10 protein-coding genes are annotated in these 14431 nt (G+C 47.6%); 6 read left to right on the plus strand and 4 right to left on the minus strand.

Translation table 11 applies throughout. The features are described 5' to 3' along the window. Positions 1–2: 2 nt before the first annotated feature. From pgl to gnd, 3 genes are all read right to left on the minus strand, one after another. The gene (pgl, locus tag HMPREF9447_RS04840; protein WP_009128605.1) at positions 3–728 is read right to left on the minus strand and encodes a 6-phosphogluconolactonase; all 726 of its coding nucleotides are present in this window, start codon (positions 726–728) and stop codon (positions 3–5) included. Beyond that, positions 725–2212: a glucose-6-phosphate dehydrogenase gene (zwf, locus tag HMPREF9447_RS04845; RefSeq protein WP_009128607.1), complete on the minus strand. Its 1488-nt coding sequence runs from the start codon at positions 2210–2212 to the stop codon at positions 725–727. The genes pgl and zwf overlap by 4 nt, the downstream gene beginning before the upstream one ends. Before the next feature lie 118 nt (positions 2213–2330). Further along, positions 2331–3818: a decarboxylating NADP(+)-dependent phosphogluconate dehydrogenase gene (gene gnd, locus HMPREF9447_RS04850; RefSeq protein ID WP_009128609.1), complete on the minus strand. Its 1488-nt coding sequence runs from the start codon at positions 3816–3818 to the stop codon at positions 2331–2333. A 128-nt stretch (positions 3819–3946) separates the two neighbouring features. Here gnd and HMPREF9447_RS04855 point away from each other — a divergent pair, with 128 nt between their 5' ends. From HMPREF9447_RS04855 to HMPREF9447_RS04880, 6 genes are all read left to right on the plus strand, one after another. Continuing rightward, complete coding sequence (locus HMPREF9447_RS04855; RefSeq protein ID WP_009128610.1) at positions 3947–5101, plus strand: dicarboxylate/amino acid:cation symporter; 1155 nt, start codon at positions 3947–3949, stop codon at positions 5099–5101. An 82-nt stretch (positions 5102–5183) separates the two neighbouring features. Next, a complete protein-coding gene (gmd, locus tag HMPREF9447_RS04860) occupies positions 5184–6257 on the plus strand; it encodes a GDP-mannose 4,6-dehydratase (protein WP_009128612.1) in 1074 nt (357 codons plus the stop codon). 105 nt (positions 6258–6362) lie between these two features. Continuing rightward, positions 6363–7436, plus strand: a complete 1074-nt coding sequence (locus HMPREF9447_RS04865) for a GDP-L-fucose synthase family protein (protein ID WP_009128613.1) — start codon at positions 6363–6365, stop codon at positions 7434–7436. Between the two features lie 293 nt (positions 7437–7729). Further along, complete coding sequence (locus HMPREF9447_RS04870) at positions 7730–9388, plus strand: long-chain fatty acid--CoA ligase (protein ID WP_044137449.1); 1659 nt, start codon at positions 7730–7732, stop codon at positions 9386–9388. A gap of 117 nt (positions 9389–9505) precedes the next feature. After that, complete coding sequence (locus tag HMPREF9447_RS04875; RefSeq protein WP_009128617.1) at positions 9506–11062, plus strand: sulfatase; 1557 nt, start codon at positions 9506–9508, stop codon at positions 11060–11062. A gap of 6 nt (positions 11063–11068) precedes the next feature. Continuing rightward, entirely contained in the window at positions 11069–12307 is a 1239-nt protein-coding gene (locus HMPREF9447_RS04880) for an LA_2272 family surface repeat-containing protein (RefSeq protein ID WP_009128619.1), read from the plus strand. A gap of 94 nt (positions 12308–12401) precedes the next feature. Here HMPREF9447_RS04880 and HMPREF9447_RS04885 read toward each other — a convergent pair whose 3' ends face one another. Beyond that, entirely contained in the window at positions 12402–14387 is a 1986-nt protein-coding gene (locus HMPREF9447_RS04885) for a fructose-bisphosphatase class III (RefSeq protein WP_009128621.1), read from the minus strand. Positions 14388–14431: the final 44 nt, after the last annotated feature.

A 14431-nucleotide genomic window follows, 5' to 3' on the forward strand; every position in this document is an offset into this window, starting at 1 on the left:
CTCTATGAATAAACAGCATGGATGGGCTGGGTTTTTGCCAGCTCATCCATGAATACTTCTACATTCCAGGCATGATGCGCCACGTAGGCCGCCGGACCGGTATCACCCGAATCCAGAATGTCTCGCACCACGTTGGACTTATTCCTACCCGTAATGAAGAAAATAAGCTGTTTGGCATTGAACAGCAAACAGCCGGTCATGGCTATACGTTTCTGACCGTTGTAGGGATTCACACTCAGTTCATAGGGATGGAAAGATGAGAGCAAGTATTCTTGCCCGGGAAAGATGGACGAAGTATGCCCATCCTCTCCTGCTCCCAACAGAACAATATCAAAAGCCGGAAAGCCGTGCCAAAGCGGAACGTTGCAGCGCACCAGACGCGAATAGCTGTTCGCCTCGTCATCGGGCTGGTTACTGCCGTCGATGGGGAAAATATATTCCTCGGGCATCGCAACCTTATCCAACAACAGACGACGCATGGTACCGTAATTGCTTTCCGAATCTTCGGCAGGTACACAACGTTCATCTACCCAGTAAATACGCATGCGCACCCAGGGAGTGGCATCTTTGAACTCTTCCGCCCACAAATCGAACATGAGCGAGGGCGTGCTGCCCCCGCTGAATGCAATGTGGAAAATCTTGTCCGGCTCTGCCTCCATCAGGCCAATGAGATGCTTGATGAGAGCACGTGCCGTTTCAACAGCTGTACTATTTATATAAGTTTTCATAACTCACAGTATTGATCTGTATTCGTCAAATTCTTACAAGGATTGGTCCAGTCGGCACCATGCTCGTGCATCATGGCTTCGCTCTCCAGAGGGCCCCATGTTCCAACGGGATAACCGTAGAGGGGTGCATCGGGATACTCGCTCCAATAGCGCAGCACAGGGTCGAAGAAACGCCAGGAAGCCTCCACAGCATCACTGCGGGTGAAAAGTGTGGGATCACCCTGGATGCAGTCTTCTATCAGGCGGGCATAAGCATCGCCCGTAGCCTGTCCGCCCAACTGGTCGTAGCTGAAATCCATCATCACCTGCTTCACATCGAACCCCGGTCCGGGCACTTTCATGCCGAACTTCAGGACGATGCCCTCATTGGGTTGCAGGCGGAGGATTAATTTATTAGCCCGCGGACAGTGTCCGCCGTGGCAGTGAAACATCTGGTGTGGCGTTTCACGGAAATGCACTACGATTTCCGTTACCTTAGTAGGCATTTGCTTTCCCGTACGGATATAGAAAGGCACGCCACTCCAACGCCAGTTGTCTATTCCAATCTTCATGGCGATGTAAGTTTCAGTGCGCGAGTCGGCGGGGACGTTCTTTTCTTCGCGGTAGCCCTTTTTTGAACCGGAAGCCGTGTATTGCCCGCGGACTATATGTTCGTTCAAATCTTCTTCTGTCAGAGGTTTTAGTGAATCATAGACCTTCACCACTTCGTTACGGAAATTGTCGGCTGTAAAGACGGCAGGCGGTTCCATAGCAGTGAGAGCCACCAATTGGATAAGGTGGTTCTGCACCATGTCGCGCAGGGCGCCTGTGCCATCATAAAAACCACCACGCTGTTCAATGCCGAGATTCTCGACGGCAGTGACTTCTACATAGTCGATATAATTGCGGTTCCACAGTGGTTCGAAAATGCCGTTAGCGAAACGGAAAGCAAGGATGTTTTGTGCCGTCTCCTTGCCGAGGAAATGGTCGATACGGTATATCTGGTGTTCCTCAAAGACGGAAGCATATATTTTGTTTAGTTCTTGTGCAGACTTCAGGTTGTAACCGAAAGGCTTCTCTACAATGATGCGGGTGTGCTCACGGTTCAGTCCTGCTGTTTTCAGGTGCAGGGGGATGACGCCATAGAGTGAGGGAGGCGTAGCAAGATAGAACAACAAGTTGTCCGGTTCCTTTTCGCCGGTAATTTCTTGCAAGTGCTGGTCCAGCATTGCATACCCTTCTTCTTTGGCGGGGTCTAAGCTGAGATAATGCAAATGGGTGCAAAACTCTTTCATCCCTACCTCGGCGGGAGTGACGAAATGTTCCAGTTCATTCAGGATATAGTCGCGATAGGTTTCGTCTGCGTATTCAGTACGGCCAATGCCCAAAATGGCGAATCCCTCCGGCAGGCGGTTATCCTTGTAGAGGGAGTAAAGGGCCGGCATCAGTTTGCGTTTTGTCAGGTCGCCCGAAGCGCCGAATATAATCATTACAAATTTACTCATTTAATTTAGTTATTAGTGATTAGTGAGTAGTGATTAGTTATTAGTTATTAGTTATTAGTACCATGCGGTATGATAGCGCAGCCCACTAATCACTAATCACTAATAACTAATCACTACATTACACATTATATGTACCCGATTTTGTATCTCCGCCATGTCCGGTCCAGTTCTCGTGGAAGAATTGTCCGCGAAGCTCGTCCGTACGTTCGAAGGTATGCGCACCGAAGTAGTCACGCTGTGCCTGAATCATGTTGGCAGGGAGTTTCGAAGATACCAGCGAATAGAAATAATTCAGTGCGGAAGAGAAAGCGGGAACAGGCAGTTCTTCTTTCATCGCATGTGCCACGAGGTGTTTCCAGCCCGAAAGCAATTGCTGTATCTCTTCCTTGAAATAAGGAGCGAGCAACAGATGCTTCGGTTTCTGCTGTGCCTCGAAAGCAGCAGCTATATCGTTGAGGAATATACTGCGAATAATGCAACCACCCCGCCACATACGGGCAATGGAAGCTAAATCGAGCTCCCAGCCGAAGCTCTCGGATGCTTTCTGCAACACGGCAAAGCCTTGTGCATAGGATACTAATTTAGAAGCGTACAAAGCGGAATAGATATCTCTCACCATTTCCGGCTTATTGTATACCACCTGCGAACGCTGGCAGACAAACTGTTTGGAAGCCGCTTCACGCAAGTTTTTCTGTGCTGAAAGGCTGCGTTCAAAAACTGCTGTGGCAATCAGCCCCAGTGGCATCCCCAGTTCCATGGCATTGATGACGGACCATTTACCGGTGCCTTTCTGTCCGGCGGTATCCAATATCTTATCTATAAGGTAACCACCTGTTTTATCCTTATGACGCAGGATGTGGGCGGTTATTTCTATCAGGTAGCTGCGCAGTTTGCCCTCATTCCAATGGGCAAAGACGGAAGCCATCTCTTCATTATCCAGTTTCAGCAAGTTCTTCATCACCCAGTAGGCCTCAGCAATCAGTTGCATATCGCCATACTCAATGCCGTTGTGTATCATCTTGACAAAATGTCCCGAGCCCGCCGGACCAATCCAGTCGCAACAGGGAGTGCCGTCGGCAGCACGTGCAGCGATGCTTTGCAGGATGGGTTTCACCTCATCCCAGGCAGTAGCGGAGCCACCCGGCATGATGGAAGCACCGTTCAACGCACCTTCTTCACCACCCGAAACTCCGGCCCCTACAAAACGGAAACCTTTGGATTCGGCCAGTGCCACACGGCGGTTGGTATCTTCATAATTTGAATTGCCACCATCTATCAATATATCTCCCGGAGAAAGATGCGGGAAAAGTTGTTCCATCAGCTCATCCACGGCAGCGCCTGCACGCACCATCATCATGATTTTGCGCGGTGCGGAAATGGATGCTACGAAGTCGGGGATTTCAGTGTATCCTTCGATACTCTTCCCCTTGGCACGACCATTGATAAAACGTTCGACCACACCTTCTTCCACTCCCGGAACGGTGCGATTGTATACCGACACGCGCCACCCCTTATCTGCCATGTTCAAGGCTAAATTCTCCCCCATCACGGCAAGTCCGATTAAGCCTATGTTTGTCAATTGTTCTTTTTTTGTCATAACTTGCATTTTTTTTGTTATTGTTTCATTGAAATGGAAACAATATGTCAAGGGCATTTGTTCGTATGGATTTCGAATAAAAATCGTACTTTTGCAAACATAAGTCCATTTCATCGGGAAAACTTAAATTCATTTTTATGAAAAAACTACATATCGGGTTACTGCCGCGCATCATTATAGCCATTGCATTAGGTATTCTTTTGGGTAACTTCCTCCCCGGAGGAATGGTGCGTTTGTTCGTTACGTTCAACGGCATCTTCAGTGAGTTTCTCAACTTCTCCATACCGCTGATTATTGTGGGACTGGTGACGGTGGCCATTGCCGATATTGGTAAAGGAGCAGGAAAGTTATTGTTGATAACGGCATTAATCGCTTATGGTGCAACGCTATTTTCCGGTTTCCTTTCTTACTTCACAGGTGTGACGGTATTTCCCCGTCTGATAGAAACAGGTGTGCCGTTGGAGGAAGTGAGCGAGGCACAAGGAATATTGCCTTTCTTTTCAGTAGCCATTCCGCCGCTGATGAATGTAATGACGGCGTTGGTGCTGGCTTTCACTTTAGGTCTGGGACTTGCACAGTTGAAAAACGATACATTGAAGAATGCAGCACGCGATTTTCAGGATATTATTGTAAAGATGATTAGTGCAGTCATTCTGCCATTACTTCCTATATATATTTTCGGCATATTCCTTAATATGACCCATTCGGGACAGGTGTTTTCTGTATTGATGGTCTTCATAAAGATTATCGGGGTGATTTTCCTGCTACATATCTTTCTGCTGATATTCCAGTATTGCATTGCTGCATTGTTTGTTCGTAAGAATCCTTTCAAGTTGCTGGGACGAATGCTGCCGGCTTACTTCACGGCGTTGGGCACACAGTCATCTGCCGCCACAATACCCGTCACGCTGGAACAGACGAAAAAGAACGGGGTATCGGCTGATATTGCAGGTTTCGTCATCCCGCTTTGCGCCACGATACACTTATCGGGAAGTACCCTAAAGATAGTGGCATGTGCCCTTGCTTTAATGATGATGCAGGGAATACCTTTTGATTTCCCACTGTTTGCCGGATTCATCTTTATGTTGGGCATCACAATGGTAGCGGCTCCCGGCGTTCCCGGTGGTGCCATCATGGCATCCTTGGGCATATTGCAGTCCATACTGGGTTTCGACGAATCGGCACAGGCATTGATGATTGCACTCTATATCGCCATGGATAGCTTCGGCACTGCCTGCAATGTGACGGGAGACGGGGCGATTGCGCTGGTGGTGGATAAAATCTATAAATAAATATTTAATATCTGTCTTTGTTTTCTCGTAAAAAACAACGAATTTTGCCCTCTCAAAAATCAATCAATAAAAAGCCTATTATATGAAAACAGCTTTAATCTCCGGAATCACAGGTCAGGACGGTTCGTTTCTCGCCGAGTTTCTACTACAAAAGGGATATGAAGTACACGGCATTCTCCGTCGTTCTTCTTCCTTCAATACGGGTCGCATCGAACATCTGTATTTCGATGAATGGGTGCGCGACATGAAACAGAAACGTACCATCAACCTGCACTATGGCGACATGACGGATAGCAGTTCGCTCATCCGCATCATCCAGCAAGTGCAACCGGATGAAATATACAACCTTGCAGCACAAAGCCACGTGAAGGTTTCTTTCGATGTACCGGAATACACTGCCGAAGCTGACGCCATCGGTACGCTGCGCATGCTGGAAGCCGTCCGAATCCTCGGCATGGAGAAGAAAACGAAGATCTATCAGGCCTCCACTTCGGAGCTTTACGGAAAAGTGCAGGAAGTTCCCCAGAAGGAAACGACTCCTTTCTATCCCCGCAGTCCCTACGGAGTAGCCAAGCAATATGGTTTCTGGATCACAAAGAACTACCGTGAAAGTTACGGGATGTTTGCCGTGAACGGTATCCTCTTCAACCACGAAAGCGAACGCAGAGGCGAGACATTCGTAACCCGCAAGATTACGCTGGCTGCTGCACGCATTGCACTGGGTTTTCAGGACAAGCTATATCTGGGTAATCTGGATGCACGCCGCGACTGGGGGTATGCCAAGGATTACGTGGAATGTATGTGGCTTATCCTGCAACACGATACGCCGGAAGATTTCGTGATAGCTACAGGCGAAATGCATACCGTTCGCGAATTTGCCACACTTGCTTTTGAGGAAGTAGGCATCCAGATACGTTGGGAAGGTGAAGGAGTTGAAGAAAAGGGTATCGACGTGAAAACCGGAAGAGTTATCGTAGAAGTGGACCCGAAATACTTCCGTCCTGCCGAAGTGGAACAGTTGTTGGGGGACCCGACCAAGGCAAGAACCTTGTTAGGCTGGAACCCAAGGCAGACCAGTTTCGAGGAATTGGTGAAAATTATGGCAGCGCATGATATGAAGTTCGTGAAGAAGCTGCACTTGAGAGCACAAGAATAATAATCAAACACAAAGACACGGAGACACAAAGTTTTTCACCTACAAAATGAGAATAAAAACTCTGTATCTCCGTGTCTCTGTATTTAAACCTAATAAACAAAAACAATGGACAAGAATGCCAAAATCTTTGTAGCCGGACATCGCGGCTTGGTAGGTTCAGCCATCTGGAAGAACCTGCAAGATAAAGGATATACCAACCTCGTTGGCAAAACTCACAAAGAACTCGACTTACTGGACGCTGTAGCTGTCCGCAAATTCTTCGATGACGAGCAACCGGAATATGTATTCCTCGCCGCTGCCTTCGTAGGCGGCATCATGGCCAACAGCATCTACCGCGCCGACTTCATCTACAAAAACCTGCAAATACAGCAGAATGTCATCGGCGAAAGTTTCCGCCATAACGTGAAGAAACTCCTCTTCCTGGGTAGCACCTGCATCTATCCCCGTGATGCCGAGCAGCCTATGAAAGAAGAAGTACTCCTCACCTCCCCGCTGGAGTACACCAACGAACCGTATGCCATTGCCAAAATTGCCGGATTGAAAATGTGCGAAAGCTTCAACCTGCAATACGGCACCAATTATATCGCCGTGATGCCTACCAACCTATATGGCCCGAACGATAACTTCGACCTGGAACGCAGTCACGTCCTCCCCGCCATGATTCGCAAGATTCACCTCGCCCACTGCCTGAAACAAGGCGACTGGGATGCCATACGCAAAGACCTGAATCAGCGTCCCGTTGAAGGCATCGACGGAAACAGCAGTCAGGAAGACATCCTCACCATCCTCGCCAAATACGGCATCAGCAACACCGGAGTGAAACTATGGGGCACAGGTACCCCGCTCCGCGAATTCCTCTGGAGCGAAGAAATGGCCGATGCCAGCGTCTTTGTTATGGAGCACGTAGACTTCAAGGACACCTACAAGCAAGGTGACAAGGACATTCGCAACTGTCATATCAACATAGGTACAGGCAAAGAAATCTCCATCCGCGAACTGGCTGAACTAATCGTAGCCACCGTAGGCTATCAGGGCCAACTGACCTTCGACAGTACCAAACCGGACGGAACCATGCGCAAGCTCACCGATCCCTCCAAACTACACTCCTTGGGTTGGCATCATCAAGTGGAGATTGAAGAAGGCGTACAACGCATGTACGGCTGGTATCTCGGAAAGTAAAAGAATATCAGCCACTTACAAGGAGTTAACTCCCTGTATGCAAACTCTTAACTTCTTGTCGACAAGGTATTAACTTCTTGTTGACAGGAAGTTTATCTTTATTCATCCCGCAGGTTTACCTGCCTCCATACTATCAATTTCATTACTTGCTATAATTTCATTTGTTTGGTCATATTTTAATATACCAACGATTAAATAGCTTATACTTCCCGCTTTTTTCAACCAAAAATTTGCTTTCTTTTAATAAAGCCTTATATTTGCACAAATTTCAACCAAATGTGCAATATAATATCATGGAACAAAGTTTTATCGCCTATATTGAGAACAGCATAAAAGAGAATTGGGACCTGGATGCCCTGACTGACTATAATGGCGCTACCCTGCAATACAAGGACGTAGCCCGCAAAATAGAAAAAGTACACTTAATCTTCGAAGCAAGCGGCATCAAGAAAGGCGATAAAATTGCCATCTGCGGACGCAACAGTTCGCATTGGGGAGTCACTTTCCTTGCCACACTGACCTACGGTGCTGTAGTGGTTCCTATCTTACATGAGTTCAAAGCGGACAACGTCCATAACATCGTAAATCACTCAGAAGCCAAACTGCTCTTTGTAGGCGATCAGGTATGGGAAAACCTCAACGAAAGTGCCATGACCCTGCTGGAAGGCATCATACTGATGACCGATTTTTCCGTTCTCGTATCCCGCACCGAAAAGATAGACTATGCCCGCGAGCATCTAAACGAACTGTTCGGCAAGAAATATCCCAAGAATTTCCGCAAGGAACACATCGAATATCATAAAGACCAGCCCGAAGAACTGGCAGTCATCAACTATACTTCCGGTACGACGAGTTATTCAAAGGGCGTAATGCTGCCCTATCGCAGCTTGTGGTCCAACACTGCATTTGCATTTGAAGTGTTGCCACTGAAAGCCGGCGATAAGATAATCTCCATGCTGCCGATGGCACACATGTACGGACTGGCATTCGAGTTCCTCTATGAGTTCTCGGCAGGATGCCAGATATACTTCCTCACCCGTATGCCGAGCCCGAAGATTATCTTCCAGGCATTCTCGGAAGTGAAACCTCACTTGGTGATAGCCGTGCCGCTCATCATCGAAAAGATTATCAAGAAGAACGTGCTTCCAAAGTTGGAAACTCCGACTATGAAACTGTTACTGAAAGTTCCCATCATCAATGATAAAATTAAGGCGACCGTACGCGAAGGCGTAGTCAGTGCCTTCGGTGGACGCTTTGCAGAGGTCATTGTGGGTGGTGCTGCATTCAACCAAGAGGTAGAGCAGTTCCTGCGCATGATAGACTTCCCTTATACAGTAGGCTACGGAATGACGGAATGCGGTCCGATTATCTGTTATGAAGATTGGTCACGTTTCAAACCGGGCTCCTGTGGTAAGGCGGTTCCGCGCATGGAAGTTAAAATCCTCTCGCCCGATCCGGAAAATATCCCGGGAGAAATTGTATGTCGTGGACCTAACGTGATGTTGGGATATTATAAGAATGAAGAAGCCACCCGCGAAACAATTGATGCAGACGGCTGGTTGCACACAGGCGACCTTGCCCTGATGGATGCCGAAGGTAACGTCACCATCAAGGGACGCAGCAAGAACATGCTGCTCGGTGCCAGCGGACAGAACATCTATCCCGAAGAAATAGAAGACAAGTTGAACAACATGCCCTATGTTGCCGAAAGCATCATCGTGCAGCAGAATGAAAAACTTGTCGGCTTGGTATATCCCGATTTCGACGATGCCTTTGCACATGGTCTGAAGACCGAAGACATCGAACGTGTCATGGAAGAGAACCGCGTTGCACTGAACACAACCCTTCCTGCATACTGCCAGATATTCAAAATGAAGATATACCCCGAGGAATTTGAAAAAACGCCGAAACGCTCCATTAAACGATTCTTATATCAGGAAGCGAAAGGATAAAAAAACAGATATTAGTTATAAGTTATTAGTTATTTGCTTATGACCATGTGACATCATGGCGCAGCAATCACAAACAAATAACTTATAACTAATAACTTATAACTAAATCAGTCTCAAATGAAAAGCGAATTACTATTATCAGCCGTTATGATTCCCGTGTGGGGAATGGCAGGGGAAGCGGCTGCACAATCTGCGGACAAGGATGTGCCGAAAGAGAAAGAACGTCCGAACATTATTCTGTTTCTGGTGGACGACATGGGCTGGCAAGATACTTCACTGCCCTTTTGGACTCAGCGGACTCATTATAACGACACCTACCATACGCCTAACATGGAGCGTCTGGCAGCACAAGGGAAAATGTTCACTCAGGCATATGCATGTAGCATCAGCTCCCCTACCCGCGTCAGCCTTTTCACAGGAATGAATGCTGCCCGTCACCGAGTGACCAGTTGGACGCTGCGCAAGAACACCACTCATGAACAGCCGGACTCTATAATGACCTATCCGGAATGGAACGTAAACGGCATTTGTCAGGAACCGGACGTGGAACGCACTACGCAGGTTACTACTTTGGCCCAAGTGCTCAAAGACAACGGTTATCAGACCATTCATTGCGGTAAAGCCCATTTCGGGGCAAACGATACTCCTGGAGCTGATCCGTTAACGATGGGATTTGAGGTGAACATAGCAGGTCATGCCGCCGGTTCGCCTGCCAGCTATTACGGCAAGAATAACTTCGGAAACAAACCGAACGGCAAAAGTCCGTTGGCGGCAGTTCCCGGACTGGAGCAATATCATGGTACGGACACATTCCTCAGTGAAGCGCTCACCTTAGAGGCCATGAAGGCCCTGGACCATGTGCAGCAGAAAGATGAACCGTTCTTTTTGTATATGGCACATTATGCAGTCCATACACCCATACAGCCGGACTACCGCTTCTATCAGAAATATCTGGATAAAGGGCTGCCTCCAGTAGAAGCTGCCTATGCCACTCTTGTCGAGGGTATGGATAAGAGTTTGGGTGACCTCATGGATTATCTGGAACGCAACCATCTGACGGAGAACACGGTCATCCTCTTTATGTCCGATAATGGCGGACTGGCTGCCCACACACGTGCCGGAGAACTGCATACGCAGAATTATCCGCTCAACAGTGGTAAAGGTTCAGCCTACGAGGGTGGTATCCGCGAACCGATGATCGTAAGCTGGCCCGGCGTGGTGACTCCGGATACCAAGTGCGGGGATTACCTTATGATTGAGGATTTCTATCCCACCATTCTTGAAATAGCAGGCGTACAGAAATATACCACCGTACAGCAGCGTGATGGCATCAGCTTCATGCCGCTTCTGACAGGAAAAGGGAAAATGAAGAATCGTGATATCTATTGGCACTATCCTCATAGCTGGGGACCTTCGGGACCGGGCATCGGAGCCACTTGTTCCATCCGCTCCGGCGACTGGAAACTTGTGTATTACTTTGCAGACGGTAAGCGTGAGCTTTTTAACATTCCTGCTGACATCAGCGAAAAAAACGACGTGGCTATGCAAAAACCACGTGTAGTAAAGAGATTGGCAAAGAAATTAAGTAACTATCTCCGGTCGGTAGATGCGCAGCGTCCCACGCTTCGTGCAACGGGAAAATTAGCCCCCTGGCCGGATGAAATTAAAGATTAAAAGCGAATGAGACGATCATTTTCATCCATCATTGCATTAGTGACTATTGCAGGAACACTTTCTGCCCAAACCACGAATAACGAGTCAACGAAAACAAGCAAAAAAGACAAGGAACCTGTCGGCATCAACCTATCCCTGTGGAAGAATATGGCCACACAGCAGACTGATACCGTGGGCACTACCTGCTTCAACCTGGGCCTTTTTTCCTCAATGAATCGCCTGAGTGGCGTAGGCATCAATCTATTGGGTGGAGTGGTCTACCGGGATATGAACGGTGCACAGATTACGGGTCTTGCCAACTTGGTAGGAGGTAGCATGAGGGGCGTCCAGATTGCAGGTGTCAGCAATGTAAACGGAGATAACCTTAGTGGTGTGTCCTTGTCCGGTCTGGTCGGTATCACCGGAAACCATGCACAAGGCGTCATATTCTCCGGACTTACCAATATTGCGGGAGACAATACCACCGGCGTTGTCATCGGCGGTTTGCTGAACATTACCGGAGAAAACTCTTCGGGCGTGCATCTGGCGGGATTAGCCAACATTGCAGGTGAAGACTTCAATGGCATTACTACTTCCGGGCTACTGAACATTGTAGGCGAAAACCTGCGAGGCGTACAAATCAGTGGGTTGGGTAATATCACAGGAGAGACGATGCATGGTTTGCAGATTGCCGGTCTGGGCAATGTAGCAGGCGATACTTTTACCGGCGCACAACTTGCTCCCCTCAACATAACAAAGAACGGAAAAGGCTTGCAAATCGGATTAGTCAATTATTACAAGAATAGTTTCGATGGTTTCCAGTTGGGGCTGGTGAATGCCAATCCGGATACGAAAGTGCAATTGATGCTTTTCGGAGGAAATACAACGAAGCTGAATGTAGGTGCGCGTTTTAAAAATAAACTGTTCTATACCATCTTAGGTGGTGGCACGCATTATCTGGATTTCAGTGATAAGTTCTCGGCCTCCCTCTTTTACCGTGCAGGTCTGGAACTCCCTTTGTACAAGCAACTGTTCATCAGCGGTGACCTGGGATTTCAGCACATCGAGAACTTCAAAAACAAAGATTATGGTTTCCCGGCACGCCTCTATGCACTCCAGGCACGTGTGAACCTGGAATATCGCCTGACGGACAGATTCGGGGTATTCGTTACAGGTGGCTATGGGGGTAGCCGCTATTATAATAAAGGGGTGACCTATGACAAAGGGGTGATTCTGGAAGGCGGAGTGGTGTTGTTTAAATACTAGATTTAGTGATTAGTGGTTAGTGATAAGTGATTAGCAGGCTGCGCTGTAATGCCGCATGGCACTAATCACTTATCACTAACCACTAATCACTAAATCAGTTTTTCTCCTTAATAAATCCCGTCCTGTACGCCACCAGCAACTTCTTCAAGTCCTGTATCTGCGTCACCAGCACTTGTCCTTTATCGGTGTCCTTCACCATCATGCGTTGCGAATTGAACTCGATAACGAAAGTGGTGGACTTAATATCCTGCCCCTCCTCTATTGCCTTCTGACGACTTTGGAACGGGTCGTGCTGCACTAACTGTAGTCCATGTGAATGATATACCAATGTATATCCGGCAATGCCCGTTTCCGGTTGATAAGCTTTTGAGAAGCCGCCGTCAATCACCAGCAATTTGCCATCCGCCTTGATAGGCTTCTCACCTTTGATTATCTTCACAGGCACATGCCCGTTAATGACATGCGAATGAGGGCCTGTCACTTCAAATTCCGCCAGAATACGGTCGCAAATATCCGCACGGTTACGTAATGAATAATAACATCCTTTCGTCTCCTTAGACAGTTCTTTGTCTCCTATAAAGTAACGCTCGAATGTCGCCATCTTATCTTTATCAAACGATGGAGCATCAGGCCCGCACCACATGTACCACACGTAGTCCAGCGCGAAGCTCTTCTCCTCCGTACCGTCTTCATCAAAATAAGCCGTGCGTATCAACTGATCCGTTTTGCACAGCAGCTTCTTGCCCCAATACTCCTTCTTACCGATGCGAACATGCTTGAAACTTCCATCCTCATTCAATGGCATGGAGGCATGATACAGCAAGTTACTATTGCAAACCAGATACATTCCCCCATACGTAAACAGGCAACGCATGTGTTTCTTTAACTTCTCACTATTCATGAACGAAGCATGAATCTTATCCATCAATTCCCTTTCCTCATCCGATAAGCGATACGGGTCAGCCGGATCTATCGTCGGGAAGTTGGTGTCGCGCAAAGGATATTCCTTTCCTTCGTACACAAAGACACCTCTTTCAAAGTCAATCTTATCCAGCAGTTTCCGGTTCTGCATACCAAAATCCGGACGGCGGTCTATAATCTCCGCTTCCAGCTTCAATTGTATCACCGTAATCGCCTTATGCATCTGCGTAATCAGCCGCAGTGTCTTCTCATTATAACTTCCATCCGCAAAATTCATCTTCGGCGCAAAGATAGTACAAGGATCATCCGCATACATATCCATAGCAAACGTGGCAAGTGGCAACAGATTGATGCCGTATCCGTCTTCCAGCGTAGCCAGATTAGCGTAACGCATCGACATGCGGATTACATTGGCAATGCAGGCGTCATTGCCCGACGCCGCCCCCATCCACAAAATATCATGGTTTCCCCACTGGATGTCGAAATTATGATAATCGCAAAGCGTATCCATAATGATATGCGCTCCCGGACCACGATCGTAAATATCACCTACGATGTGCAGGGAGTCAATCGTCAGCCGTTGGATAAGATTGCACATAGCGATAATGAAATCGTCCGAACGCTTGGTGGAAATAATGGTGCTAATGATTACATTGATGTAGGCATGTTTATTAGGCTCTACACTCGACTCATGCAGCAACTCCTGAATGATGTACGAAAATTCCTCCGGCAACGCTTTCCGCACCTTCGAGCGCGTGTATTTGGAAGAAACATTCTGGCAAACCTTTACCAGTTGATTCAGCGTAATCAGATACCAGTCGTCCAGGTCGGTTTCCCGTTCCTTTATCAACTGCAATTTCTCTTCGGGATAATATATCAGGGTGCATATTTCTTTCTTTTCACTTTCGCGCAAGGTATGTCCGAAAATTTCATTCACTTTCCGCTTCACTGCACCCGAAGCGTTCTTCAACACATGCTGGAAAGCTTCATATTCGCCGTGAATATCGGTCAGGAAATGTTCCGTACCCTTCGGAAGGTTCAGGATAGCTTCCAGATTAATGATTTCTGTACTGGCATCCGCAATTGTAGGGAAACTGCGTGACAGCAACTGCAAATAGCGCAAGTCGCTCATGATGCTTTCAGGGGTAATATTACTCATTAATTATTAACTATAAATTATTTATTATTAATTGGCTGCGCAGA

Origin of the sequence: Bacteroides oleiciplenus YIT 12058 (genome assembly GCF_000315485.1) — a bacterium.
GTDB lineage: Bacteria > Bacteroidota > Bacteroidia > Bacteroidales > Bacteroidaceae > Bacteroides > Bacteroides oleiciplenus.